The sequence below is a fragment of the Streptomyces sp. NPDC048106 genome (assembly GCF_040706415.1).
Taxonomy (GTDB): domain Bacteria; phylum Actinomycetota; class Actinomycetes; order Streptomycetales; family Streptomycetaceae; genus Streptomyces.
Window position 1 is genome coordinate 79,142 of record NZ_JBEZND010000005.1, and the last position, 26,272, is coordinate 105,413.

21 protein-coding genes are annotated in these 26,272 nt (G+C 71.4%); 17 read left to right on the top strand and 4 right to left on the bottom strand.

Translation table 11 applies throughout. From position 1 onward, the window contains the following. The first annotated feature begins 292 nt into the window (after positions 1 to 292). The 5 genes from AB0927_RS06570 (at position 293) to serA (ending at position 9,256) form a co-directional block, all read left to right on the top strand. Positions 293 to 3,646 carry an EAL domain-containing protein gene (locus AB0927_RS06570; RefSeq protein ID WP_366666427.1) on the top strand — a complete coding sequence of 1,118 codons (3,354 nt, stop codon included), beginning with the start codon at positions 293 to 295 and terminating at the stop codon, positions 3,644 to 3,646. A 243-nt stretch (positions 3,647 to 3,889) separates the two neighbouring features. Continuing rightward, the gene (locus AB0927_RS06575; protein WP_366666428.1) at positions 3,890 to 5,740 is read left to right on the top strand and encodes an acetolactate synthase large subunit; all 1,851 of its coding nucleotides are present in this window, start codon (positions 3,890 to 3,892) and stop codon (positions 5,738 to 5,740) included. Positions 5,741 to 5,762: 22 nt separating this feature from the next. Then, the gene (gene ilvN, locus AB0927_RS06580) at positions 5,763 to 6,287 is read left to right on the top strand and encodes an acetolactate synthase small subunit (RefSeq protein ID WP_366666429.1); all 525 of its coding nucleotides are present in this window, start codon (positions 5,763 to 5,765) and stop codon (positions 6,285 to 6,287) included. 131 nt (positions 6,288 to 6,418) lie between these two features. Beyond that, positions 6,419 to 7,417 carry a ketol-acid reductoisomerase gene (ilvC, locus tag AB0927_RS06585; RefSeq protein WP_366666430.1) on the top strand — a complete coding sequence of 333 codons (999 nt, stop codon included), beginning with the start codon at positions 6,419 to 6,421 and terminating at the stop codon, positions 7,415 to 7,417. Between the two features lie 249 nt (positions 7,418 to 7,666). Next, a complete protein-coding gene (serA, locus tag AB0927_RS06590; protein WP_366666431.1) occupies positions 7,667 to 9,256 on the top strand; it encodes a phosphoglycerate dehydrogenase in 1,590 nt (529 codons plus the stop codon). A gap of 73 nt (positions 9,257 to 9,329) precedes the next feature. Here the strand turns inward: serA and AB0927_RS06595 are convergent, their stop codons facing one another. Beyond that, on the bottom strand, positions 9,330 to 10,793 hold the full coding sequence (locus AB0927_RS06595) for an MFS transporter (protein ID WP_366666432.1): 1,464 nt from the start codon (positions 10,791 to 10,793) through the stop codon (positions 9,330 to 9,332). A gap of 99 nt (positions 10,794 to 10,892) precedes the next feature. Here AB0927_RS06595 and AB0927_RS06600 point away from each other — a divergent pair, with 99 nt between their 5' ends. After that, a complete protein-coding gene (locus AB0927_RS06600; protein ID WP_366666433.1) occupies positions 10,893 to 11,465 on the top strand; it encodes a TetR/AcrR family transcriptional regulator in 573 nt (190 codons plus the stop codon). A gap of 672 nt (positions 11,466 to 12,137) precedes the next feature. After that, positions 12,138 to 12,890 (top strand): hypothetical protein, encoded by a 753-nt coding sequence (locus tag AB0927_RS06605; RefSeq protein ID WP_366666434.1) that lies wholly within the window; start codon positions 12,138 to 12,140, stop codon positions 12,888 to 12,890. A 145-nt stretch (positions 12,891 to 13,035) separates the two neighbouring features. Here the strand turns inward: AB0927_RS06605 and AB0927_RS06610 are convergent, their stop codons facing one another. Further along, positions 13,036 to 13,449: an ATP-binding protein gene (locus AB0927_RS06610; RefSeq protein WP_366666435.1), complete on the bottom strand. Its 414-nt coding sequence runs from the start codon at positions 13,447 to 13,449 to the stop codon at positions 13,036 to 13,038. A gap of 162 nt (positions 13,450 to 13,611) precedes the next feature. On the opposite strand from AB0927_RS06610, the gene AB0927_RS06615 reads away from it, so the two are divergent. Together AB0927_RS06615 and AB0927_RS06620 are read left to right on the top strand one after the other, a co-directional pair. After that, entirely contained in the window at positions 13,612 to 14,493 is an 882-nt protein-coding gene (locus tag AB0927_RS06615) for a DUF5753 domain-containing protein (RefSeq protein WP_366666436.1), read from the top strand. Between the two features lie 3 nt (positions 14,494 to 14,496). Continuing rightward, complete coding sequence (locus AB0927_RS06620; protein ID WP_366666437.1) at positions 14,497 to 14,703, top strand: DUF397 domain-containing protein; 207 nt, start codon at positions 14,497 to 14,499, stop codon at positions 14,701 to 14,703. Position 14,704: 1 nt separating this feature from the next. Here AB0927_RS06620 and AB0927_RS06625 read toward each other — a convergent pair whose 3' ends face one another. Next, positions 14,705 to 15,943 carry a helix-turn-helix domain-containing protein gene (locus AB0927_RS06625; protein ID WP_366666438.1) on the bottom strand — a complete coding sequence of 413 codons (1,239 nt, stop codon included), beginning with the start codon at positions 15,941 to 15,943 and terminating at the stop codon, positions 14,705 to 14,707. Between the two features lie 165 nt (positions 15,944 to 16,108). On the opposite strand from AB0927_RS06625, the gene AB0927_RS06630 reads away from it, so the two are divergent. Together AB0927_RS06630 and pruA are read left to right on the top strand one after the other, a co-directional pair. Then, positions 16,109 to 17,035, top strand: a complete 927-nt coding sequence (locus AB0927_RS06630; protein WP_366666439.1) for a proline dehydrogenase family protein — start codon at positions 16,109 to 16,111, stop codon at positions 17,033 to 17,035. Between the two features lie 38 nt (positions 17,036 to 17,073). Then, positions 17,074 to 18,705, top strand: a complete 1,632-nt coding sequence (gene pruA, locus AB0927_RS06635; RefSeq protein WP_366666440.1) for an L-glutamate gamma-semialdehyde dehydrogenase — start codon at positions 17,074 to 17,076, stop codon at positions 18,703 to 18,705. A gap of 87 nt (positions 18,706 to 18,792) precedes the next feature. Here the strand turns inward: pruA and AB0927_RS06640 are convergent, their stop codons facing one another. After that, positions 18,793 to 19,788 carry an NADP-dependent oxidoreductase gene (locus AB0927_RS06640; protein WP_366666441.1) on the bottom strand — a complete coding sequence of 332 codons (996 nt, stop codon included), beginning with the start codon at positions 19,786 to 19,788 and terminating at the stop codon, positions 18,793 to 18,795. An 80-nt stretch (positions 19,789 to 19,868) separates the two neighbouring features. Here AB0927_RS06640 and AB0927_RS06645 point away from each other — a divergent pair, with 80 nt between their 5' ends. The 6 genes from AB0927_RS06645 to AB0927_RS06670 all read left to right on the top strand — a co-directional run bounded on the left by AB0927_RS06645 (position 19,869) and on the right by AB0927_RS06670 (position 26,260). Then, on the top strand, positions 19,869 to 20,774 hold the full coding sequence (locus tag AB0927_RS06645) for a LysR family transcriptional regulator (protein ID WP_366666442.1): 906 nt from the start codon (positions 19,869 to 19,871) through the stop codon (positions 20,772 to 20,774). 246 nt (positions 20,775 to 21,020) lie between these two features. Then, positions 21,021 to 21,152: a hypothetical protein gene (locus AB0927_RS06650; protein WP_285560097.1), complete on the top strand. Its 132-nt coding sequence runs from the start codon at positions 21,021 to 21,023 to the stop codon at positions 21,150 to 21,152. Between the two features lie 87 nt (positions 21,153 to 21,239). After that, positions 21,240 to 22,283 carry a 3-isopropylmalate dehydrogenase gene (locus AB0927_RS06655; protein ID WP_366666443.1) on the top strand — a complete coding sequence of 348 codons (1,044 nt, stop codon included), beginning with the start codon at positions 21,240 to 21,242 and terminating at the stop codon, positions 22,281 to 22,283. A gap of 264 nt (positions 22,284 to 22,547) precedes the next feature. Next, positions 22,548 to 23,636 carry a branched-chain amino acid aminotransferase gene (locus AB0927_RS06660; RefSeq protein WP_366666444.1) on the top strand — a complete coding sequence of 363 codons (1,089 nt, stop codon included), beginning with the start codon at positions 22,548 to 22,550 and terminating at the stop codon, positions 23,634 to 23,636. Between the two features lie 198 nt (positions 23,637 to 23,834). Beyond that, positions 23,835 to 24,539 carry an urease subunit gamma gene (gene ureA, locus AB0927_RS06665; protein ID WP_366666445.1) on the top strand — a complete coding sequence of 235 codons (705 nt, stop codon included), beginning with the start codon at positions 23,835 to 23,837 and terminating at the stop codon, positions 24,537 to 24,539. Further along, positions 24,536 to 26,260: an urease subunit alpha gene (locus tag AB0927_RS06670; RefSeq protein ID WP_366666446.1), complete on the top strand. Its 1,725-nt coding sequence runs from the start codon at positions 24,536 to 24,538 to the stop codon at positions 26,258 to 26,260. The genes ureA and AB0927_RS06670 overlap by 4 nt, the downstream gene beginning before the upstream one ends. Positions 26,261 to 26,272: the final 12 nt, after the last annotated feature.

The following is a 26,272-nucleotide window of genomic DNA, read 5'->3' on the forward strand; positions in this document are numbered from 1 at the left end:
AGTGACGATCCTGGTGTATCGTCCCGACTGGGGCAGCGCCGCCTACATCGGCGCCGGGGATGACATTTCAGATCTTGCGAGGGGGGCGACGGGCGATGCACGGCCTATGGACGAACGATCCGACGCGGTGGAGCCGCCGACGGCGGCCCTGGCGCACGGCCACGCGCAGACGCGGCCGGCACACCGCTCACCACACCCACCACCCGCGCCGGCCGGCCGGCCCCCGCAGGCACACCCGCCCGGTGCGCCGGGTCCGGCGGGACACGGGCGCGTCGCTCACCGGGAGGCCCCGGTGAACGCGCCCACCCCGGTCACCACCACCGCCGACGCGGAGGTGCGCGCGCCGCACCCGCGCCAGGACCCGCCGGCGCGCGGACGGGTCCGTCTCGTGCGCACCCGCGCCTCCGAGCAGCTCGTCCTCGCCCTCGTCTGCGCGGCGTACGCCGTCGGCGCCGCGTTCGACTGGGGCACGGACGAACTCGCGCTCGTCATGGGCGACTTCGGGCTCAGCGCCGCGGCCGGCGCCGCCTCCGTCTCCTGCTTCCTGTACGCCCGCAAGTCCCGGGTGCGCTTCCGCCCCGCGTGGCTGCTGTTCGGCCTCTCCTCGGCCATGGCGGCCCTGGGCAACGCGGTCTGGGGCTGGTACGAGGTCGTGCTCGGCCGGCCCGTGCCCAGCCCGTCGTACGCCGATCTGTTCTTCCTGTGCTTCGCGCCGCCCGCGATCGTGGGCCTGCTGGTGCTCGCCAGCCGCCCGGTGACCAGGGCGGGCTGGATCTGCCTGGGGCTGGACGCCTGGCTGATCGGCGGTTCGCTGCTCACGCTGTCGTGGAGCCTCGCGCTCGCCCAGGCGGCCCGGTTCGACGGGCCGAGCGTGGCGCACACCGCGCTGTCGCTGGCGTACCCGCTGCTGGACATCGCGCTGGTCAGCATGGTGCTCGCGCTGCACTTCCGGCGCGCCCCGGGCAACCGCACCGCCGTGAACACCGCAATCGGCGCGCTCGCCCTGACCGTGATGTGCGACGCGCTGTTCACCTCGCCGCTGCTGCACAGCAGTTACCGCTCGGGGCAGTTGCTGGACGCGGGCTGGTTCGCCGGGTCGCTGCTGCTCGCCTACGCCCCCTGGGCCACACCCCGGCCGGGGAACGCGCCCCGGGCACGGGCGGCGGACGGGCACACCCGCACGGTCTGCGCGCACCTGCCCGCACCGCGCGCCGACGGCCTCCGGTCCCACCTCGCGCCCACCCCGACCGCCGAGCACAGCCGGGACCCGGGCTTCGGGCCCGACGTCTACGCGGGCTCCGGGCACGGCGCGTCTTCGGACACCGAGCCGAGCCGCCACCCGGACACCGAGCCGAGCCGCCACCCGGACACCGGGGACGGCCCGCACCCGACCGCCGACCACGGCCCGTACCCCGCCGCCGACCACGGCCCGTACCCGACCGCCGAGCCCGCGCCCTACCCCGGTGCCGACCACGCCCGCTACCCCGCCGGCCGCCCGATCACCGGCTCGCTCGCCGCGCTCACCCCGTACCTCGCCGCCGCCGTGTGCACCCTGGGGATCCTGTACAACGTCCTCAACGGCCGCAGGCCCGACCACGTCGTGCTGATCACCGCGGGCTGCGTCGTGCTCGCGCTCGTGATCCGGCAGGGCATCATGCTGCTGGACAACATCACCCTCACCCAGGAACTGGCCCAGAAGGAGAACCACTTCCGCTCCCTGGTGCAGGGTTCCAGCGACGTCATCATGATCGCCGCGCCCAACGGCATCCTGCGCTACGTCTCCCCGGCCGCCGCCGGGGTCTACGGCCGCCCCGCCGAGGACCTCGTGGGCACCGAGCTGGCCGCCCTGATCCACCCCGAGGACCTGGGCTGCGTGGTGCACGAGGTGCGCCGCTTCCTCGCCGCCAGCCCGCTGGAGGAGCCCACCACCCGCATCGAGTGCCGCTTCCGCTCCGGCGGCGGGGGCACCGCCCGTCCGGGCGAAGCCGGGAGCGGGGGAGGCTGGCTGAACGTCGAGTCCACCGTCAACCGCCACCACGGCGGCCTGATCTTCAACAGCCGGGACGTGACCGAACGGGTCCGCCTCCAGGCGCAGTTGCAGCACAACGCGGAGCACGACCCGCTGACCGACCTGCCCAACCGCGCGCTGTTCACCAAGCGCGTCCAGCAGGCCCTGTCCGGCCGCCGGGCCACCGACCGGGGCGCCGCCCTGCGCGGCACCGCGGTGCTCTTCATCGACCTCGACGGCTTCAAGGCGGTCAACGACACCATCGGGCACCAGGCCGGCGACGAACTCCTCGTCCAGGCCGCCCGGAGACTCCAGGACTCGGTCCGCCAGGGCGACACCGCGGCCCGGCTGGGCGGTGACGAGTTCGCGGCCCTGATCGTCGGGGACGGCACCCATGAGCGCGCCGCCCGGGAGCGGGACATCCTGGACCTGGCCGACCGCCTCCGGATGACCCTCTCCCAGCCGTACGCGATCGACGGCAATGATGTCCGGGTCAACGCCTCCATCGGCGTCGCCTTCGCCGAACCCGGCCTCGGCGCGGGCGAGTTGCTGCGCAATGCCGACCTCGCGATGTACCGCGCGAAGTCGGCCGGAAAGGGCCGGGTCGAGCTGTACCGGCCGCAGATGCAGCAGGACGTCGTACGCAAGGCGGAGCTCGCCACCCGGCTGCGCGCCGCGCTGCACGACGGCGAGTTCACCCTGCTCCACCAGCCCGTGGTGGCCCTGGAGGACGGCCGGATCACGGCGGTCTCCGCGCAGGCCCGCTGGCGCTCCTCGCAAGGGGTGCTGTTCACCCCGGCCGAGTTCCTGCGGGTGGCCGAGGACGGCGACAAGACGGCCGAGCTGGACCGCTGGATCCTCCAGGAGGCCGTGGCGGGGGCGGCCGAGAGGGCGGCGAGCGGGCTCGCCGTACCGGTCGCGGTGCCGATGAGTGCCCGGCGGCTGCTGGACCGCTCGCTGCCGCCCGGCTCGGTGGAGGCGCTGCTGACCCGGTACGGACTGCCGCCCGGGGCGCTGGTCATCGAGCTGTCCGACACCGATCCCGGGCTCGGCCTGGAGGAGCTGGAGCGGCGGCTGGCCGCGCTGAGCCGGCTCGGGGTGCGCGTCGCGCTGGACGGCTTCGGCAGCGGCCACGCGGCGATCACCGCGCTGCGGCGGCTGCCCGTGGACATCCTCAAGCTCGACCGCGGCCTGGTCGAGGGCGTGGCCGAGTCTGCGCGGCTGCACAAGATCACCAGCGGGCTGCTGCGGATCGCGGGCGATCTCGGGCTCCAGTCCGTCGCCGAGGGCGTGGACCTGCCCGAGCAGGCGGTGGCCCTGCGCGCGATGGGCTGCACCCACGGCACCGGCGCGGCGTTCTCCGCCCCGCTGGACGAGTACCGGCTGCGCCGGATGCTCGGCTCCGGCGCCTGCCCGGTGCCGCACACACCGACGGGACCGCACACACCGGCCGGTCCGCACGCGCCGGCCGGACCCCACACGTCGGCCGAACCGGCCTTCGCGGGGCGGGCGAGAGACACGCAGGGCCGTTTGGGCGCGAAGGGCGCCGCAGGGGTGTACACCGGAGGAGTACCCGCTGTTTTCGGAGGCGGCAGTGCCCTTCGCTCACATTCTGAGACGCCCGTCCCACCCACTTGACACTTGGTGCGCCCCGGGGGGAGGGTCAGTGCCATGCGCACCCGAATTCTCGTACTTGGACAGCGCGTCGGCTGAGCTGGGACCCACCGGAATGCGTTCCGGAATCCCCAGCGACCCTCACCGGCGCGCTCCCCTCGCTTGCCTTACGGCACGAGGGGTTTTTTGTTGCACGAGTGCCCCTCGTACGACACCCGAACTCCGCCCGAACCTCGCAAAAACCCTCAGCATCGAGAAGAGAAGCCGATGACCGAGCAGGCCACCGGGGCCCACCATCCGCAGCCCCGGCCCCGATCCGGCGGACAGCACTCCGCCCCCGTCGAGCACGTCACGGGCGCGCAGTCCCTCATTCGCTCCCTTGAGGAGGTCGGCGCGGACACGGTGTTCGGGATTCCCGGCGGCGCGATCCTGCCGGCGTACGACCCGCTGATGGACTCCACCCGGGTGCGCCACGTCCTGGTCCGGCACGAGCAGGGCGCCGGCCATGCGGCCGAGGGATACGCCCAGGCCACCGGCAAGGTCGGTGTCTGCATGGCGACGAGCGGACCGGGCGCCACCAACCTGGTCACCCCGATCGCCGACGCCCACATGGACTCCGTGCCGCTCGTGGCGATCACGGGCCAGGTGGCGTCGAAGGCGATCGGCACGGACGCCTTCCAGGAGGCGGACATCGTCGGCATCACCATGCCGATCACGAAGCACAACTTCCTGGTGACCAAGGCCGAGGACATCCCGCGGATCATCGCGCAGGCCTTCCACATCGCCTCCACCGGCCGCCCCGGTCCGGTCCTGGTCGACATCGCGAAGGACGCCCTCCAGGCGAAGACCACCTTCTCCTGGCCGCCGGTCATGGACCTGCCCGGCTACCGCCCGGTCACCAAGCCGCACGCCAAGCAGATCCGCGAGGCCGCCAAGCTGATCACCTCCGCCAAGCGGCCCGTCCTCTACGTCGGCGGCGGCGTCCTGAAGGCCAGGGCCACCGCCGAGCTGAAGGTCCTCGCCGAACTCACCGGAGCGCCCGTCACCACCACCCTGATGGCGCTCGGCGCATTCCCCGACAGCCACCCGCTGCACGTGGGAATGCCGGGCATGCACGGTGCGGTCACCGCCGTCACCGCGCTGCAGAAGGCCGACCTGATCGTCGCCCTCGGAGCCCGCTTCGACGACCGCGTCACCGGCAAGCTGGACAGCTTCGCGCCGTACGCCAAGATCGTCCACGCCGACATCGACCCGGCCGAGATCGGCAAGAACCGCGAGGCCGACGTGCCGATCGTGGGCGACGCCCGCGAGGTCATCGCCGACCTGGTCCAGGCGGTGCAGAAGGAGCACGGCGAGGGCCACAAGGGCGACTACAGCGCCTGGTGGAGCGACCTGAACCGCTGGCGCGAGACCTACCCGCTCGGCTACGACCGGCCCGAGGACGGCTCGCTGTCCCCGCAGGCCGTCATCGAGCGCGTCGGGCAGCTCGCCCCCGAGGGCACCATCTTCGCGGCGGGCGTCGGCCAGCACCAGATGTGGTCCGCGCACTTCATCCAGTACGACCAGCCCGCCACCTGGCTGAACTCCGGCGGCGCCGGAACCATGGGCTACTCGGTCCCGGCCGCCATGGGCGCCAAGGCCGGCCGGCCCGAGCAGACGGTCTGGGCGATCGACGGCGACGGCTGCTTCCAGATGACCAATCAGGAACTGACGACCTGTGCCCTGAACAACATCCCCATCAAGGTCGCCGTGATCAACAACGGCGCGCTCGGGATGGTCCGCCAGTGGCAGACCCTGTTCTACAACCAGCGCTACTCCAACACCGTCCTGCACAGCGGTCCCGACGAGGTCAACCCCGAGGCGCGGGGCACGCGGGTGCCGGACTTCGTGAAGCTGGCCGAGGCGATGGGCTGCGTGGGCCTGCGCTGCGAGCGCCCCGAGGACCTGGACAAGGTCATCGAGGAGGCCAACTCCATCAACGACCGTCCGGTGGTCGTGGACTTCATCGTCCACCAGGACGCGATGGTGTGGCCGATGGTCGCCGCCGGCACCTCGAACGACGAGATCATGGCCGCCCGGGACGTCCGCCCCGACTTCGGCGACAGCGAAGACGACTGAGCGAGAGAGACGTAAAAAGACCATGTCCAAGCACACGCTCTCCGTCCTGGCGGAGAACACGCCGGGCCTCCTCGCCCGGGTCGCCGCCCTGTTCTCCCGCCGCGGCTTCAACATCGACTCGCTCGCGGTGGGCGTCACCGAGCACCCCGACATCTCCCGCATCACCATCGTGGTCGGTGTCGAGGAACTGCCGCTGGAGCAGGTGACCAAGCAGCTCAACAAGCTCGTCAACGTGCTGAAGATCGTCGAGCTGGAACCCCACCAGGCCGTTCAGCGCGAACTCGTTCTGGTGAAGGTCCGCGCGGACAACGAGACCCGCTCCCAGATCGTGGAGATCGTCCAGCTCTTCCGCGCCAAGACCGTGGACGTCTCCCCGGAGGCGGTGACCATCGAGGCCACCGGGTCCGGCGAGAAGCTGTCCGCCATGCTCAAGATGCTGGAGCCGTTCGGCATCAAGGAACTGGTCCAGTCCGGCACCATCGCGATCGGCCGCGGCGCCCGTTCGATCACGGACCGCTCGCTGCGCGCCCTCGACCGGTCCGCGTAATACCGGACCCGCACGCGTACGGGCGGCCGGCGATCACCCCGCCGCCCGTATGCCGAGACCCCCGAACTACCTCATCGCCCACCGGCATACGGTGGGACGCACCACCTGCACACATAGGGAGAGAACCCAAAGTGGCCGAGCTGTTCTACGACGCTGACGCCGACCTGTCCATCATCCAGAACCGCAAGGTCGCGGTCATCGGCTACGGCAGCCAGGGTCACGCGCACGCCCTGTCGCTGCGCGACTCCGGTGTCGACGTCCGGGTCGGTCTGCACGAGGGCTCCAAGTCCAAGGAGAAGGCCGAGGAGCAGGGCCTGCGCGTGGTCACCCCGGCCGAGGCCGCGGCCGAGGCCGACGTCATCATGATCCTGGTCCCGGACCCGATCCAGGGCCAGGTCTACGAGGAGTCCATCGCCGCCAACCTGAAGGACGGCGACGCGCTGTTCTTCGGGCACGGCTTCAACATCCGCTTCGGCTTCATCAAGCCCCCGGCCGGCGTGGACGTCTGCATGGTCGCCCCGAAGGGCCCGGGCCACCTGGTCCGCCGCCAGTACGAGGAGGGCCGCGGCGTGCCCTGCATCGCCGCCGTCGAGCAGGACGCCTCGGGCAACGCCTTCGCGCTGGCCCTGTCGTACGCCAAGGGCATCGGCGGCACCCGCGCCGGCGTCATCAAGACCACCTTCACCGAGGAGACGGAGACCGACCTCTTCGGCGAGCAGGCCGTCCTGTGCGGTGGCACGGCCGCCCTGGTCAAGGCGGGCTTCGAGACCCTGACCGAGGCCGGCTACCAGCCGGAGATCGCCTACTTCGAGTGCCTGCACGAGCTGAAGCTGATCGTGGACCTCATGTACGAGGGCGGCCTGGAGAAGATGCGCTGGTCCATCTCCGAGACCGCCGAGTGGGGCGACTACGTCACCGGCCCGCGGATCATCACCGACGCCACCAAGGCGGAGATGAAGAAGGTCCTCACCGAGATCCAGGACGGCACCTTCGCCAAGAACTGGATGGAGGAGTACCACGGCGGCCTGAAGAAGTACAACGAGTACAAGAAGCAGGACTCCGAGCACCTCCTGGAGACCACCGGCAAGCAGCTCCGCAAGCTGATGAGCTGGGTGAACGAGGAGGCGTAAGCCTCGCGTCAGGGGGCCGGGGCACGCTGCTCCGGCCCCCTTTCGCCTCACACCCGGGAAGGACTACGAAATGGAGTTCCTCGTCCGGGTGATACTTCCGCAGCGGCGCAAAACGACGACCTCGGCGCCACTAGACTGCTGTACAACAAACGCGTCAGGCCCACAGCGTCGTGCGTCTTCCACGCGGCTAGCACCCCTCCGCCAGCGGCCGTCGGGACGGCCGTCCGCATTGGACTTGTGAGGACCCACGTGAGCTCGAAACCCGTCGTACTCATCGCCGAAGAGCTTTCGCCCGCGACCGTCGACGCCCTCGGACCGGACTTCGAGATCCGGCACTGCAACGGAGCCGACCGGGCGCAGCTGCTGCCCGCCATCGCCGACGTCGACGCGATCCTGATCCGTTCCGCCACCAAGGTCGACGCCGAGGCGGTCGCCGCGGCCAAGAAGCTCAAGGTCGTCGCCCGCGCGGGCGTCGGCCTGGACAACGTGGACGTGTCCGCCGCCACCAAGGCCGGCGTGATGGTCGTCAACGCCCCGACCTCCAACATCGTGACCGCGGCCGAGCTGGCCTGCGGTCTGCTGCTGTCCACCGCCCGCAACATCCCGCAGGCCAACGCCGCGCTGAAGAACGGCGAGTGGAAGCGCAGCAAGTACACGGGCGTCGAGCTGGCCGAGAAGACCCTCGGCGTCGTCGGCCTCGGTCGCATCGGCGCCCTGGTCGCCCAGCGCATGTCCGCCTTCGGGATGAAGGTCGTCGCCTACGACCCGTACGTGCAGCCCGCGCGCGCCGCCCAGATGGGCGTGAAGGTGCTTTCCCTGGACGAGCTGCTGGAGGTCTCCGACTTCATCACCGTCCACCTGCCGAAGACCCCCGAGACCCTGGGCCTCATCGGCGACGAGGCGCTGCGCAAGGTCAAGCCGAGCGTGCGCATCGTCAACGCCGCGCGCGGCGGCATCGTGGACGAGGCGGCGCTGTACGCGGCGCTGAAGGAGGGCCGCGTCGCCGGCGCCGGCCTCGACGTGTACGCCAAGGAGCCGTGCACCGACTCCCCGCTCTTCGAGCTGGACCAGGTCGTGTGCACCCCGCACCTGGGCGCCTCCACGGACGAGGCCCAGGAGAAGGCGGGCATCGCGGTCGCCAAGTCGGTGCGCCTCGCCCTCGCCGGCGAGCTGGTCCCGGACGCGGTCAACGTCCAGGGCGGTGTCATCGCCGAGGACGTCAAGCCGGGCCTGCCGCTCGCCGAGCGCCTCGGCCGCATCTTCACCGCGCTCGCCGGTGAGGTGGCCGTCCGGCTGGACGTCGAGGTCTACGGCGAGATCACCCAGCACGACGTGAAGGTGCTCGAACTCTCCGCGCTCAAGGGCGTGTTCGAGGACGTCGTCGACGAGACGGTGTCGTACGTCAACGCGCCGCTGTTCGCCCAGGAGCGCGGCGTCGAGGTCCGCCTCACCACCAGCTCCGAGGCCACCGAGCACCGCAACGTGGTGACGGTGCGCGGCACGCTGGGCACCGGCGAGGAGGTGTCGGTCTCCGGCACGCTGGCCGGCCCCAAGCACGTCCAGAAGATCGTCGCGGTCGGCGAGTACGACGTCGACCTCGCCCTCGCCGACCACATGCTCGTCCTGCGCTACGAGGACCGCCCCGGTGTCGTCGGCACCGTCGGCCGCATCCTCGGCGAGGCCGGCCTCAACATCGCCGGCATGCAGGTCTCCCGCGCGACGGTGGGCGGCGAGGCGCTGGCCGTCCTGACCGTGGACGACACCGTGACGGCGGCCGTGCTGGCCGAGGTCTCCGAGGAGATCGGCGCGGCGTCGGCCCGCTCGGTCAACCTGGTCTGAACCGACCGACTCGAACGCCGGACGGGCCGAGGTTCTCCTCGGCCCGTCCGGCGTTCTCCGGTTTTGCCACCTGCTAGCCCTCGATCTTCCGCAAGGTCGCGGCCGCCGCCACGGCGGCCAGCACCAGCAGGACCGTTCCCGCCAGCGCGGCGTCCCGCATCCCGCTGGTGAACGCGTCCCGGGCGGCGGCGAGCAGGGACTGCCCGGTCGCGCCGGGGAGATGAGCGATCGTGGCGAGCGCGCCGCCCAGCGTCTCGCGCGCCCCCGCCGGAGCGGTGTCCGGCATCTGGTGGCGATAGACCGCCGTACCGATCGAGCCCAGGAGCGCCATCCCGAGCGCCCCGCCGAACTCCGAGCTGGTCTCCAGGAGCGAGGAGGCGGTGCCCGCCCGCTCCACCGGGGCGGTGCTCATGGCCAGGTCGGTCAGCTGGGACATGATCGCGACGACGCCGCAGGCGAGGACGCCGGCGCCGGCGAGGACCAGCCAGAGCGAGTCGGTGCCGACGAGGGCGAGCAGCGCGTATCCGGCCGCCATGGCCGCGAAGCCGCCCGCGACGACGGACCCCCGGTTGACACCCCGCTGGACGAGCCGCGCGGTGAGGGGGCCGGCGAGACCGATGAACACCGAGGGCAGCAGGCTCCACAGCGCCGCCGCGAGGGGGCTCTTGCCGAGCACCGACTGAAGGTACTGCGTGGTGAAGACGGCCGAGCCCATCATGCCGAGCGCGGAGACGAGGTTGAGCACCAGCGCGGGGGCGAAGCCGCGGCCCTTCAGCAGGGCGGGCGGGACCAGCGGGGCGGCGTGGGTGCGCTGGCGGTGCGCGAACAGGGCGGCGAAGAGCAGGCCGACGGTGACCGAGACGACGTACCGCGGGTGCCAGCCCTCGGAGGGGATCTCCTTCAGGCCGTAGATCACGGGGAGCACGGCGGCCAGCGACAGCGGCACGCTCACCCAGTCGAAGGGGCCGGGGGCGGGGTTCCTCGACTCGGGCAGCAGCACCGGGCCGAGCACCAGCAGCAGGGCCATCGCGGGGAGGTTGACGAGGAAGACGGACCCCCACCAGAAGTGCTCGACCAGGATGCCGCTCATCACCGAGCCGAGCGCGATGCCGCCGGTCATCACGCCGGACCACAGCCCGATCGCCTTCGCGCGCTCGGCCGGGTCGGTGAACATCGTGCGCAGCAGGGCCATGGTCGACGGCATCAGGGTGGCGCCGCCGACGCCGAGGAGCGCGCGGGCGGCGATGAGGGTCTCGGCGCTGTGCGCGTAGGCGGCGAGGAGCGAGGCGCCGCCGAACGCGGCGGCCCCCATGAGCAGCAGCTTGCGGCGGCCGATCCGGTCCCCGAGCGAGCCCATGGTCATCAGCAGCCCGGCGAGCACGAAGCCGTAGATGTCGAAGATCCAGAGCTGCTGGGTGCCGGTGGGGTGCAGGTCGGCGCTGATCGCCGGGGCGGCGAAGTAGAGCACCGAGACATCCATCGAGACGAGGAGCAGCGGCAGCATCAGCACGTAGAGGGCGGTCCATTCACGCTTCATGGGAGAGGAATGTACGGGCGTCTTATACGCTTGTCTAGAACGTTTGTATAAGTCATCTGTCTGGGACGGTCGTATGGATCCGGGGGTAGGCTGGCCGGCATGGGACACCGTGAGGATCTGCTCGAAGGCGCGCAGCGCTGCCTGCTGGAGAAGGGCTTCGCGCGGACGACGGCGCGCGACATCGTGAAGGCGTCGGGGACGAACCTGGCCTCCATCGGCTACCACTACGGCTCCAAGGACGCGCTGCTCGCGCAGGCGTACGTCGCGCTGGTGGAAGGGGTGCCCTTCGGCAGCGGCGCGGGATTCACCGGTGCTCCCGGTTCGCTGGAGCGGTTCCGGGAAGTGTGGTCGGGCGTCGTCGACAGCATGCGCGAGCCGGGCTCGATCTGGCGGCTCAGCGTGGAGATCCTCGGGATGGGCGACCAACTGCCCGAGGTCCGCGACCAGTTGTCCCGCGCGCAGCGCGAGGGCGGCCGGGGCCTGGTCTCGGTGCTGATGGGCGTGCCGGAGGAGGAGGTGTCGGACGAGACGGCCGACACCCTCGGGCGCTTCTATCTGGCGTTGATGACGGGCCTGATCTCCCAGTGGACCTTCGACCCGAAGACCGCACCGGACGGGGAGGCGCTGACGGAGGGGCTGCGGCAGATCATCGAGGCGGCGGGGAAGCGGTGAAGCGGGGCCCGTCGAGCTGTTGTCGACGGCGTCAGTGGTGCCGCAGCAGGCAGTTGCGGCGTCAGGTGATACGACGCCGATAGTGCCGGCGCAGTCTGTGGGCACTGTTCCGGCACAGCAGGCGGAGGAAGCGGGCAAGCCGCTGCCGAAGCCGACGTGGCCGGATGCGGTTGAGGCCACGGTGGAATGTCGGGAGTCGCGCCCGGGGATCGCTTCGGACGCCCCTGCGCCGAGTACCTCTACCGGCCCGGAGCCGAGTCCGAGTTGTTGCCGCAGCCGCCGGATGAGGCATCGCCCGAACCTAGCGACGGCACAGATCCGATGTCTCCGGATCAGGTTGATGCGCGGGTGCTGGACCGCAACGTAGCGCCGGCAGGAGGCGTCGGCCAATTTCAGTGCGCCCCCGCCCGCACCGCCCTCACCTGGCTCGTCATGCACTGGCACCGCTGGCGCACCCGGCACCAGACCCGAGCCCGCACCAGCCACTACCGCATCCGCGCTCACTCACCGTGAAACCACGGGCTGTTCCCGCTAGGCTCCCTGTGATCTTCAGCCTCGGCACACGCCGGGGCTTCTTGTGCGGGTGCTCCGAGTCGGGGCGCCGGGGGTGGGCGAATGATGAATGCTTCTGCGGTCGGCAGACGGGCCGTTGCGGCGGCGGGCGCCGTGTGGGTGCTGGCGCTGACCGGCGCGTGCGGTGCGGGCAGCGGGGACGATGCTGGGGGACGTAAGCAGTCTGCGACCGCCGGGGCTGCCTCGCCTGCGAGCTCGGCGTCACAGCAGGCATCCGGATCGCCCGCCTCCGCGGCCGGGAAGGGCCTCAACCAGAGGGGCCTCAACCAGAAGGGCCTCGACCGCCTGGCGCTGACCGCGCACGACGTCCCCGGCTATACCGTCGACACCGTCACGGGCAAGGGCAGCCCGGTGAATCACGACGACCTCACGACCTACCGTGCCGTCACACCCGCACGTTGCCGACCCGTCTTCGCGGCGGCACAGCTGGGCAGCCTGCACGACTTCACGGCCCAGGTCATCCAGGACATCGTGTCCGCCTCCGACGATATCGGGCAGCACGCGAGTGTCGGCCTGACGTCCTACACCCTTGCCGACGCCCGCACGGTGATGACCGAACTGCGCGCAGCGCTTCCGAAGTGCGCCACCGCCGAGATGCGCCCGTCCGCTGCCAACCCGGGTGCTGGGCTGGGGTATTCCGGTACCCGATCCCGTTCCGTTTCCAGCTACGGCGACGAGACCCTCGCCTTCGACGCCACCCAGATCACCAAGAGCGGGGAACCCAGTATCCCCATCACCATCCTGGTCGTCCGCCAGGACTCCACCATCGCCGCCTTCCTGTCCCTCAACCCCATCCAACCCCCGACCATCCCCCAGGACATCGTCGACGCGCAGCTGAAGAAGCTCGCCTGACAAGGGCCAGCCCGGCAGGAGACCTCTCCTGAGTCGGCCCCTTCCTCAGCCCACGCGCCGCCGAGGCTCATCGCCGGAGGCGACGCACTTGGCGCGGTCGCGGAATCCCGACACTGCCAAAGCGAGAGGTCCCACGGCGACCTGTTCAATTCGGGCCCCTGGTGCCCAACCGTGCTCGGACCGTCTTGCCGAGTTCCGCCCGCAGGTACCAGTCCAGTTCCTCAGCGAGTTCGGAGACGATCAGCAGCCCCCGGCCCCCCTCGCCCCCGGGGCCCTGTCCATTCAGCCTGGGGAGCGTCCGTACCGGGTCCGACACCTCCACGATCAGCTCGCCGCACTCCGACTTCTTCAGCCTCAGCCAGAGCTGGTGGCCGGGGACCTTGCCGTGCACCACCGCGTTGGCGACCAGTTCCGACGCGACGAGTACGGCGTCGTCCACGTCCCCGGTCCAGTTCCAGAGCGTGAGGCGACGGCGGACCTGGACGCGGGCGTCGGGGACGCTGCGGGTGGTCATGGGGAAGCTCATGGCCCAGTCGTGGGTGAGGAGGGTGGGGGGCATGGGGGGCTCCGTTCCGTGAGTGGCTGCCCACCTACGGTGATGAATGGGCCTATCGAGCTGCAATCGAAACTCCGCAGAAATTTCAAGGACGTCGAAAGTGGACTATGCCTGCATCTGCACATTCGCCTGCGCGGACCGAGCTTGGACTGTCACACTCTGCACATGGCACCCAAGCGTGGACGCACGGCACAACGGCTTGAACTTGGCTTGCAGCTTCGTCAGTTGAGGGAGGGCTGCGGCCGCGGAGACAGGGGAGGCGGGCTCACACGCAAGCAGGCCGTACAGGGGCTGCGTATCTCCGAGGCCAGCCTGCTGCGGATCGAGACCGGCGCCCTCAACTTCCGCAACGTCGGTGACCTGCGCAAACTTCTCGACAAGTACGGGGTCACCGACGAGGAGGTCATCGAGTCGTTCGTCAGCCTCAACAAGGAGTCCAACCAACAGGATTGGCTTACGCAGTACCGGGGGCTGATGCCGACGGGGATGCCGGGCTTCGTCGGGCTTGAGCCGGAAGCGCGGTCCGTGAAGGCGTATCACCCGACGCTCATCTATGGTCTGGTCCAGACCCAGGAGTACGCCGTCGCCCTCCACGAGGCGCACAAGGCGGTCGAGGAGTTCACGTCCGAGTTCATCCGGAACAGCGTGGAGGTGAGGATGAAACGTCAGGAAGTCCTCACCCGCGAGAACCCGGTGCGACTGCACGTCGTCCTGGGTGAGGCGGCGCTGCGGTATCCGGTGGGTGGCGTTGAAGTCATGCGCGACCAGTACGCGGCACTTGAGGCGCTGGCGGGCCTAGATCATGTCAGCATCCAAGTGCTGCCCTTCCGCCCCGGCTATCGTTCGACCAGCGACTTCGCCATCCTCGACTTCGGCAAGGATTTCCCGCCACGGGTGTCGATCGACACTCCTTGGGGGCCGATCTCCACCTCGGACAAGCCTCGTGAGGTCGATAGGTTTACCCGCCGGTTCGACGTCATGATGGCGGCCGCACTGCCGCCCGACGAGACTCCCGAGTTCCTGCACCGACTAGCACGAGAGATCTAGACCATGCACCAGCGTCACACTGCCCTCGAACTCGCCCCGGAATCGGACTGGTTCAAGTCCTCATTCAGCGAGCCCGGCCAGAACTGCCTCGAAGTAGCCCCCCTCGCCCCCCACATCGGCGTCCGCGACTCCAAGAACCCCCACGGACCCGCCCTCCTCCTCCCCTCCTACGCCTGGGCGGAGTTCGTCGGGCACGTCGCCCGCGGGTGATTCACAGCCTCGCCCGCTTCAGCGCCATGTGCAGCAGCAGCCGGTCCTCGCCGTCGTCCAGGTCGAGGCCGGTCAGCCGCTCCACCCGGGACAGGCGGTAGTACAGCGTCTGCCGGTGGATGCCCAGCGCGGCGGCCGCACGGCCCGCCTGGCCCGCGCAGTCGAGGTAGACCTCGGCGGTGCGGGCCAGCTCGCGTTGGGCGGGGGAGAGCAGGGGGCCGGCCGCCGGGTCGTGCGCGGACTCCGGGGGGAGCGCCGTGAGCAGCCGGTACGGGCCGATGGCGAGCCACTGGGCGACGGGCCCGAGGCGCGGCTCGGCCAGTGCCGCCCGCGCCGCGCCGCGCGCCTCCTGCCAGACGGTGCCCAGCTCGACCAGTCCGGTGCGGGGGTCCCCGATCCCGGCGGCGGTGACCCGGGCCGCCGCCGGGCCGCTCCCGGTCCCCCGGACGTCCGCGCCGCGCACCCCCTCCGCCTCCTCCAGCACCCTGGTGGCCGCCGCCAGCGCGGGCGCCGCCAGCGTCGTGGAGCGGAGCCGGACCAGCACCGCGAGGCTCTGCTCGGCCGCCCCCCAGGGGATCGTGCACAGGGCCGCCGCGTGCGGGACGGAGCGGGCGGACGGCGCGTCGTCCGGGTCGGGGGAGGGCCAGGGGGCCACGCAGACCAGGGTGTGGGGGCCGTCCGCGCGTGGGCCGAGGGCCGTGCGCAGCTCGGCCACCGCCATGTCTTGCTGCCAGCCGCCCTCCGCCGTGAGGACCGCCCGCAGTTCCCGGCTCAGGCCCGCCCCGGCCTCCGCCTCGTCCGCCAGCAGGGCGCCGATCCGGCCGGCCACCCGCATCGCCGCCGTGAGCTGGGCGTCCGTCGGGCCCGGGTCGCCGTCGAGGAGCCAGACGTAGCCCACGACGACGCCCCGGTGGCGCACGGGGAGGCAGATCCGGCCGCGGTAGACGCCGGCCTCGGGGCTCGGCGGGATGCGGACCGGGCCACTCGCGCGGGTGATGCCGAAGCCCTCGAACCAGGAGCGGACGCCCGCCGTGGAGCGCCGGGTCAGGATCGAGCGGGTGCGCACCGGATCCAGCGCCGAGGCGTCCAGCTCGTCGTCGCTGGCGTACGCGCCGAAGGCGAGCAGCTCGAAGTCACGGTTCTCCAGAGTCGCGGGCACACCCAGCAGCTCCGAGATCTCGTCCACCAGGTCCTGGTAATCACCCTTGTAGTCCGCCGCCACCCAGGCATTCTCCTCCATTTTCCGGTCATCTTCATACAGATGTCTGAGATCCCGGGCACGGATGCGTGACAGCTGTCGATGGCCGACGATCCAAGGGATCCGTAGCTTTCACGGTGGTTCTCCGTGCCGTACCCGAAACGTCGGGTGCAGGCCTTTTCTGGTGCTTGTCTGTGGAGGTGCCCCGTGCTGGGTCCCGTGATTCTCGCCGCGTCGCGCAGCGACCGGATGCGACGCCTGATCTCGGCGGCCCCGGTGACCAAGCAGGTCGTCGACCGCTTCATCCCGGGTGAGACGGTGTCCGACATCGTCCCGATCATCAAGGATCTGACGGGCAAGGGCCTCCAGCTGACGATGGACGTCGTCGGCGAGGACATCACCACTCCCGCGCAGGCCACCACCGCCCGTGACGCCTACCTGGCACTGGTCGACCACCTCAAGGAGCTGGAGCTCGGCGAGAAGGTCGAGATGTCGGTCAAGCTGTCGATGTTCGGACAGGCGCTGGAGGGCGGCCACGAGCTGGCGCTCGCCAACGTGCGGCCCGTCGTCGAGGCCGCCGCCGCCATCGGCACGACCGTGACGCTGGACGCCGAGGACCACACCACCCTCGACTCGATGTTCGCCATCCACGAGGAGCTGCGGAAGGACTTCCCGCAGACGGGCTGCGTCATCCAGGCCTACCTGTTCCGCACCGAGGGCGACGCCAAGCGGCTCGCCGAGGCAGGCAGCCGGGTCCGTCTGGTCAAGGGCGCCTACAAGGAGCCCGCCGAGGTCGCCTACCAGCAGAAGCACGAGATCGACAAGGCCTACGTGCGCATCCTGAAGACGCTGATGGAGGGCGAGGGCTACCCGATGATCGGGTCCCACGACCCGCGCCTGATCTCCATCGCGCAGGAGCTCGCCCACAAGGCCGGTCGTAAGCTCGACGAGTACGAGTTCCAGATGCTGTACGGCATCCGTGGCGACGAGCACCTGCGGCTGGCCGCCGAGGGCCACCGCATGCGTGTCTACACGGCGTACGGCACCGACTGGTACGGCTATTTCATGCGCCGTCTGGCGGAGAAGCCGGCGAACCTGCGCTTCTTCCTTCGCAGCATGGTCAGCAAGGGCTGAGCCCCACCACCCGCTCACGTACAAGGAGTCCGGATCTCATGGACGCTGTGACCCAGGTCCCCACCCCCGTCAACGAGCCGGTGCACGGCTACGCCCCCGGCTCGCCCGAGCGCGCCCGCCTGGAGGCCAAGCTCAAGGAGCTGGCCGAGAACCCGGTCGAGCTGCCGATGACCATCGGCGGCGAGAAGCGGCTGGGCGGCGGCGAGCCGTTCGAGGTCGTGCAGCCGCACAACCACAAGGCCGTCATCGGCACCGGCCGCCACGCCACCCAGCAGGACGCCCAGGACGCCATCGACGCGGCCCTGGCCGCCGCCCCGGCCTGGCGCGCGATGTCCTTCGACGACCGCGCCGCGATCATCCTGCGCGCCGCCGAGCTGCTGTCCGGCCCGTGGCGCGAGACGATCGCCGCCTCCACCATGCTCGGCCAGTCCAAGACGGCCCAGCAGGCGGAGATCGACAGCCCCTGTGAGCTGGTCGACTTCTGGCGCTTCAACGTGCACTACGCCCGCCAGATCCTCGCCGAGCAGCCCCCGGCGAACTCCCCGGGCGTGTGGAACCGCATGGACCATCGCCCGCTGGAGGGCTTCGTCTACGCGATCACGCCCTTCAACTTCTCGGCGATCGCCGCCAACCTTCCCACCGCGCCCGCCCTGATGGGCAACGTGGTGGTCTGGAAGCCGTCCCCGACCCAGACGCACGCCGCCGTGCTGCTCATGCGTCTCCTGGAGGAGGCGGGTCTGCCCAAGGGCGTCATCAACCTCGTCACCGGCGACGGCATCGAGGTCTCCAAGGTCGCCCTGGAGCACCGGGACCTCGCGGGCATCCACTTCACCGGCTCGACCAAGACCTTCCAGTACCTGTGGAAGACGGTCGGCAACAACATCGAGAAGTACCGCTCGTACCCGCGGCTGGTCGGCGAGACCGGCGGCAAGGACTTCCTGGTCGCCCACCCGAGCGCCGACCCCGCGGTCCTGAAGACCGCCCTGACCCGCGGTGCCTTCGAGTACCAGGGCCAGAAGTGCAGCGCCACCTCCCGCGCGTACATCCCGGCCTCCCTGTGGAACGCCGGCTTCAAGGAGGAGTTCGCGGCCGAGGTCGACTACCTCACGATGGGCGACGTGACGGACCTGTCCAACTTCATGGGCGCCGTCATCGACGACCGCTCCTTCGCCAAGAACAAGGCCGCGATCGACCGCGCCAAGGCCGACCCGACCTGCACGATCGTCGCGGGCGGCACCTACGACGACTCGGTCGGCTACTTCGTCCGCCCGACCGTCATCGAGTGCTCCGACCCGGAGAACGAGGTCTTCACGACCGAGTACTTCGGCCCGGTGCTCGCGGTGTACGTCTACGAGGACGACAAGTACGACGAGATGCTGACCCAGATGGAGTCGGTCTCGGACTACGCCCTCACCGGCTCGGTCATCGCGGGCGACCGTGCCGCGGCCGCCTACACGATGGAGAAGCTCCGCTACGCCGCGGGCAACTTCTACATCAACGACAAGTCGACCGGCGCCGTGGTCGGCCAGCAGCCCTTCGGCGGCGGCCGCGCCTCCGGCACCAACGACAAGGCCGGTGCCCCCCAGAACCTGATGCGCTGGACCCTGACCCGCGCCATCAAGGAGACCCTGGTCCCGCCGACCGACTACACCTACCCGCACATGGGCTGACCTTCGGTCCCACCCGAACGACGGGCCGGGACGCCTGCCTCGAAGGCAGGCGTCCCGGCCCGTTTCCAATTCCGGCCGCCGACGGCGTCAACCGCCCTTGCGCACCAGGATCTTGCCCGTGTTCCCGCCCCGCAGCATCAGCAGGAACGCCTCCACGATCCGCTCGAAACCGTCGATCACCGTCTCGTCCTGCCGCAGCACGCCACTGCGCAGATGCGGCACGGCGAAGTCGTACAACTCCTGCTGCGCGTCACGGTGGTCGGACACCAGGAAGCCCTCGATGCGCAGTCCCCGCTCCACCACGGCGGCGTGGTCGAGGGCGACGGGCGGGGCGTCGGGGGTGTTGTACTGACTGATCGTGCCGACCCGCGCCACCCGGCCCCGGGTGCGCAACGCGCCGATCGCCGCGCCGAGTTGCGCGCCGCCGACGTTGTCCACGAAGACGTCGACGCCGGAGGGCGCCGCCGCGGCCAGGAGGTCGGCGGCCGGGCCGGCGTGGTAGTCGAACGCGGCGTCGTAACCCACCTGCTCCGTCAGGTAGGCGACCTTCTCCGGGGTGCCCGCGCTGCCGATCAGCCGGCCCGCGCCGAGGAGCCGGGCGAAGCGGCCGGCCGCCGTGCCGACCCCGCCCGCCGCGCCCGAGACGAACACGTCCTCGTCCGGGCGCAGCCGGGCGACGCGGGTCAGGGCGACGTACGCCGTCAGGCCCGTGCCGCCCAGCACGCCCAGGTACGCGGTCAGCGGGACGCCGGGGTAATGGGGGAGCCGGCGCACCTCCTCGGGACGGACCACGGCGTGGGTGCGCCAGCCCTGGCGGTGGAAGACGATCTCGCCCTCGGGCAGGGCCGGGGTGCGCGAGGCGGTGATCCGGCCGAGGGTGCGGCCCTCCAGCGGGGCGTCCAACGCGAAGTCGCCGTCCATCATTTCGCGGTGGTAGGGGTCCACGGACCACAGCAGGTTCTCCACCAGGGCGGTGCCGGGGGCCGGTGCGGGCACCGGGGACTCCGCGAAGCGGAAGTGGCCGGCGGTGGGGAAGCCGGTGGGGCGGGCGGTCTGCTGCACGGTGAGCGCGGTCTCGGTCATGGCAGAGGACGGTAGGAAGGAATGCCGCGCGCAGGCAGCGGGTTGGGCTCATGGAAGCCGCTGATCCATGAAGCGGGCTCATGGACGCAGGTGGGAGCGCCCGAGTGACGGATCTTGCCCCGCAGGAGCTGCGGATCCTGGTCGCCGTGGCCGACGAGGGCGGCTTCTCCGCCGCGGCCGCCCGGCTCGGCGCCACCCAGTCCGCCGTGTCCCACGCCGTGCGCGGCGTCGAACGCAAGCTGGGCACCGTGCTGTTCGAACGCGGCCGCTTCGGTGCCCGGCCCACCCCCGCCGGGGAGCGGGCCGCGGCCCACGCCCGGCGGGTGCTGCGGATGCTGGCGGTGATGGCCGCCGAGGTGCGCGGCGCGCAGAGTGGACGAATCGCCGGACCGCTGCGCGTCGCCGCGTTCCGCAGCGCGGCCCTGCACCTGCTGCCGCCCGCCCTGGAGCGGCTCGCCGCCCGGCACCCGGACATCGAGGTGCGGGTCGGCGTCGTACGGGAGTTGGGGGCCGGCGCCGCGGGCGAGGTCGCCGCCGGGCGGGCCGACCTCGGGATCGCCACGCTGAATGGGCCGCCGCCCGCCGGGCTGGTCGGCGCGGTGCTGCTGGAGGAGCCGTACTTCCTGGTGCATCCGGCGGGGCACCCGGACCCTCGGGGCCTGCCGCTCGTGGACTGGGCCGAGAACTGCGGTTCCCACACCCGCGACTGGTGGGCCGCGCAGGACTGGCTCCCGGCGGCCACCGTCAGCGCCGAGGACGACGGGGCGGTGCTGGCCATGGTGGGCAGCGGGTTCGGCATGGCCGTCATGCCCGCGCTCTCCCTCACCGGGGCGCCGCCGTCGGTGGGGATCACCGACCTCGGCCCGGAGCGTCCGTACCGCGGCGTCGGCTACGTCACCACCCCGGAACTCGCCGCCACCGGCGCCGTACGCGCCCTGATCCGGGCCCTGCGCTCGCTCGGAAAGCCCGCGCCCGGACGCGCGTAAGCGCAGCTCAGGGACGTGTGCGGGGGCGCGCCGTCTCAGATAGTAGGAAGTCCGAGTAATTGGGCAGACAGACGCGGGCCGCTCCCTTAGCTTGGAAGAAGCCGAACGTCTCGCTCGATCCAGCGAATGGCGGTCGTGAGCCGGGCCCCGAGCAGGCAACCCCTGCGGCCCCGCGCTCCCCGCCCCTCCGGCGTGTCGCACACCTCCCGTCGCTGCGCTCCCTTCATGTCCGAGGAGTCGATTCCCATGGCCGAGACGACCGTCCGCCGCCGCGTCCGCCACGTGCCCAGCACCAGCGAGTCCGACCGCAAGAACGCCGCAGCCGCCCTCCAGCGCGCCCTCGACCGCCGCGACAACGGCGGCCAGACCGGCCACTGACCCCACCCGAGCCGCTCGCACCGACACGGGCCGTCCGGATACTGGACGGCCCGTGTCATCAACTGGGACGAGGAGTAGGGTGCCCGCATGTCTCGCAGCATCAATCTCGCAGTGATCCCCGGTGACGGCATCGGCCAGGAGGTCGTGGCCGAGGGTCTGAAGGTCCTCTCCGCCGTCCTTCCGCAGGATGTGAAGCTGGAGACCCAGGAATACGACTTCGGCGCCAAGCGCTACCACGCCACCGGTGAGACCCTCACCGACGCGGACCTCGCGCAGCTCAAGCGGCACGACGCGATCCTGCTCGGCGCCATCGGCGACCCGTCGGTGCCCTCCGGCGTCCTGGAGCGCGGTTTCCTGCTCAAGCTCCGCTTCGCCTTCGACCACCACGTCAACCTGCGGCCGAGCAAGCTGCTCCCGGGCGTGTCGACCCCGCTCGCCGGACAGCCGGAGATCGACTTCATCGTCGTCCGCGAGGGCACGGAAGGCCCGTACACCGGCAACGGCGGCACCATCCGCAAGGGCACCCCGCACGAGGTCGCCACCGAGGTGTCCGTCAACACGGCCTACGGCGTCGAGCGCGTCGTCCGTGACGCCTTCGCCCGCGCCCAGGCCCGCCCGCGCAAGAAGCTCACGCTGGTCCACAAGAACAACGTGCTGACCTTCGCCGGCCACCTGTGGACGAACATCTTCCACCAGGTCGCCCAGGAGTTCCCCGAGGTCAGCACCGACTACCTGCACGTCGACGCGGCCACCATCTTCCTGGTCACCCAGCCCGAGCGCTTCGACGTGATCGTCACCGACAACCTCTTCGGCGACATCATCACCGACCTCGCCGCGGCCGTCTCCGGCGGCATCGGCGTGGCCGCCTCCGGCAACATCAACCCCGGCCGCGAGTTCCCGTCCATGTTCGAGCCGGTGCACGGCTCGGCCCCGGACATCGCCGGCCAGGGCAAGGCCGACCCCACGGCCACGGTCCTCTCCGTCGCCCTGCTGCTGCGCCACCTCGGCTACGACGCGGAGGCCGACCGCATCGACGCGGCCGTCGCCGCCGACCTCACCGAGCGCACGGACCGGCCCGCCCGGAGCACCGCCGAGATCGGCGACGCGCTCGCCTCCCGAGTAGCCGGCTGACCCGGCGCTCCATCCGAAGGAAGCCGCCGGGTCGCAGGACCGCCCGGCGGCTTTCGCATGTCTGCGCCGGGTGAAACCATCGCCCCGGGCCGCCACCCCGACCCCTGGGCCGCACCCACCCCGTTCCGTCCGCCGGGGACCGCGAGCGATAATCGAACGCGGAGCCGCGGTATGAGGGAAAGCTCGGACGTCCGAGCACCGGCCGCCAGCCGGTGTCAGGCGTGAGCGCGGCCCGTCACAACAACCGGTGAAGGACAATCACTCATGACGACGCCCACGATCGAGCTCAAGCCCTCCGCCAGTCCCCTCGCCGCCGCCGAGCGCGAGGCGATCCTGGCCAGCCCCGGGTTCGGCCGCCACTTCACCGACCACATGGTGACGATCCGGTGGACCGAGGGCCGCGGCTGGCACGACGCCCAGCTCGTGCCGTACGGCCCGATCTCCCTCGACCCCTCCACCCATGTGCTGCACTACGGCCAGGAGATCTTCGAGGGGCTGAAGGCCTACCGCCAGCCCGACGGCTCGATCGCGCTGTTCCGTCCCGAGGCGAACGCCCGCCGCTTCCGCACCTCCGCCCGCCGCATGGCCATGGCCGAGCTGCCCGAGGACCTGTTCATCGCCGCCCTGGACGCGCTGCTCCTCCAGGACGCCGACTGGGTTCCGCCGCACGGCGGCGAGGAGGCGCTCTACCTGCGCCCGTTCATGATCGCCACCGAGGCCGCGCTCGGCGTGCACCCGGCCAACGAGTACATGTTCCTGCTCATCGCCTCCCCGTCCGGCGCCTACTTCTCCGGCGGCGTCCGGCCGGTCACCATCTGGGTCGCCGAGGACCACGTCCGCGCCGTCCCCGGCGGTACCGGCGACGCCAAGACCGGCGGCAACTACGCCGCCTCCCTGCTCCCGCAGGCCGAAGCCGCCGCGCACGGCTGCGACCAGGTCGTCTACCTCGACGCGGTCACCCGCACCAAGGTCGAGGAGAGCGGCAGCATGAACGTCGCCTTCGTCTACGGCGACAAGATCGTCACCCCCTCGCTGACCGGCTCCATCCTGGAGGGCATCACCCGCGACTCCCTCCTCCAGGTCGCCCGCGACCTCGGCTACCAGGCCGAGGAGGGCGTGGTCACCCTGGAGCAGTGGCGCGCGGACGCGGCCTCCGGCGCGCTCACCGAGGTCTTCGCCTGCGGCACCGCCGCCGTGGTCACCCCGATCGGCCACGTCAAGACCAAGAGCGGCGAGTGGACCCACGGCGACGGCACCCCCGGCGAGGTCACCCTGCGCCTGCGCGACGCCCTGCTCGGCGTCCAGCGGGGCATGACCGAGGACAAGCACGGCTGGATGCACCGGATCGGCTGACGCGCCCGAACGGCACCGCACGAGGGCCGCCGCGGACTCCCACGGAGTCCGCGGCGGCCCTCGTGCGTCTGCGTGCGCATCCCGATCGAGCGGTGTTCGATCCGTCACGGTCCCGGCTCCTGGACAGGCCTTCTCTTCTCTGAACTCTGTGTTTAGAGTGCTGCTCTAAAATGTTGACGGAGAAGGAGGTGCCGCGCCGTGCGACTGACCCCCACGGAACGCGACCGGCTGCTGCTCTTCGGCGCCGCCGAGCTGGCCCGTGCCCGCCGTGCCCGGGGCCTGCGGCTGAACGTGCCGGAGGCGACCGCGCTGATCGCGGACACCGTCTGCGAGGCCGCCCGGGACGGCAGGCGGCTCGCCGAGGCCATCGAGGCGGCCCGCTCGGTGCTCGGCCCCGAGGACGTGCTGCCGGGCGTCGCCGACGTGGTGAGCGAGGTGATGGTCGAGGCCGTCTTCGACGACGGCTCCCGGCTCGCGGTGGTCTCCGACCCCATCGGGGGCGGCCTGGGCCCGGACGCCCCCGGCGCGCTGCTGCCCGGCCCCGCGCACGCCGATCCCGGACCGGTGCTCCGGCTCACCGTCACCAACACCGCGACCGTGCCGGTCTCCGTCACCTCCCACTTCCACTTCTTCGAGGCCAACCCGCGCCTCGACTTCGACCGCGCGGCCGCCTACGGCATGCGGCTCGCCGTACCCGCCGGATCCTCGGTGCGCTTCGGGCCGGGGGAGAGCGAGGAGGTCGGCCTGGTGCCGATCGGCGGCGAGCGGATCGCGATCGGCTTCGCCGGACTGGTCGACGGGCCGCTGGACGCGCCGGGCGCCCGGGCCGAGGCGCTGCGCAGGGCCGCGGCCTGCGGATATCTGGGGGCCGCGCGCGACGGGGAGAAGGAGTCGGGCCGATGAGCCGCACCAAGGGCCGCGAGGTCAGCCGGGCGATCCACGTCGACCCGCACGCCTACGCCGCCACCCACGGCCCCCGCGCGGGCGACCGGGTCCGCCTCGGCGACTCGGGCCTGACCATCCGGGTGGAGTCCGACGCGCAGCGGTACGGCGACGAGTTCCTCGCCGGGTTCGGCAAGACGGCCCGTGACGGACTGCACCTCAAGGCCGCGGCCGTGCGCGAGACCTGTGACGTCGTGATCAGCAACGTCGTGGTGATCGACGCCGTGCAGGGCATCCGCAAGGTCTCCATCGGCATCCGCGAGGGCCGCATCAGCGCGATCGGCCGGGCGGGCAACCCGGACACCCTCGACGGGGTGGACGTCGTCGTCGGCACCGGGACCTCGATCGTCTCCGGCGAGGGCCTGATCGCCACCGCCGGCGCCGTCGACACCCACGTCCACCTGCTGTCGCCGCGCATCATGGAGGCCTCGCTGGCCTCCGGCGTGACCACGATCATCGGGCAGGAGTTCGGCCCGGTGTGGGGCGTCGGCGTCAACTCCCCCTGGGCGCTGCGCCACGCCTTCGGCGCCTTCGACGCCTGGCCGGTCAACATCGGCTTCCTGGGCCGGGGTTCGTCCTCGCACGAGGCGCCGCTCATCGAGGCGCTGGCCGAGGGCGGCGCGAGCGGCTTCAAGGTGCACGAGGACATGGGCGCCCATACCCGCGCCCTGGACACCGCGCTGCGGGTCGCCGAGGAGCACGACGTCCAAGTCGCCCTGCACAGCGACGGGTTGAACGAGTGCCTGTCGGTCGAGGACACCCTGAGGGTGCTGGAGGGCCGCACCATCCACGCCTTCCACATCGAGGGCTGCGGCGGCGGACACGTCCCCAACGTGCTGAAGATGGCCGGGGTCGCGAACGTCATCGGCTCCTCCACCAACCCCACCCTGCCCTTCGGCCGGGACGCGGTCGCCGAGCACTACGGCATGATCGTCTCCGTCCACGACCTCAAGCCCGACCTGCCCGGCGACGCCGCCATGGCCCGCGACCGCATCCGGGCCGGCACCATGGGCGCCGAGGACGTGCTGCACGACCTGGGCGCGATCGGCATCACCTCCTCCGACGCGCAGGGCATGGGCCGCGCGGGCGAGACGGTACGGCGCACCTTCGCCATGGCCGGCAAGATGAAGGCCGAGCTGGGCCCGCTGGACGGCGACGGCGAGGGCGACGACAACGCCCGGGTGCTGCGCTACATCGCCAAGCTGACCATCAACCCGGCGATCGCGCACGGCCTTTCGCACGAGGTCGGCTCCATCGAGGTCGGCAAGCTCGCCGACCTCGTGCTCTGGCGCCCCGAGTACTTCGGCGCCAAGCCGCAGCTCGTCCTCAAGTCCGGCTTCCCGGCGTACGGGGTCGTCGGCGATCCGAACGCTGCCACCGACACCTGCGAACCCCTCGTCCTGGGACCGCAGTTCGGGGCGTACGGCGCGACGGCGGCCGACCTCTCGGTCGCGTTCGTCGCCCGCGCGGCAGTGGACCAGGGCCACGACACCCTGCCGACGCGCCGCCGCCGGGTCGCCGTGCGCGGCACCCGGGGCATCGGCCCCGCCGACCTGAGGCTGAACGCCCGTACCGGAACGGTCGACGTCGACCGGCGCACCGGCCTGGTCACCCTCGACGGCGAGCCGCTGCGGTCGGCGCCGGCCGACTCGGTCTCCCTCAACCGCCTCTATTTCCTGTGAACCTCGAAACGG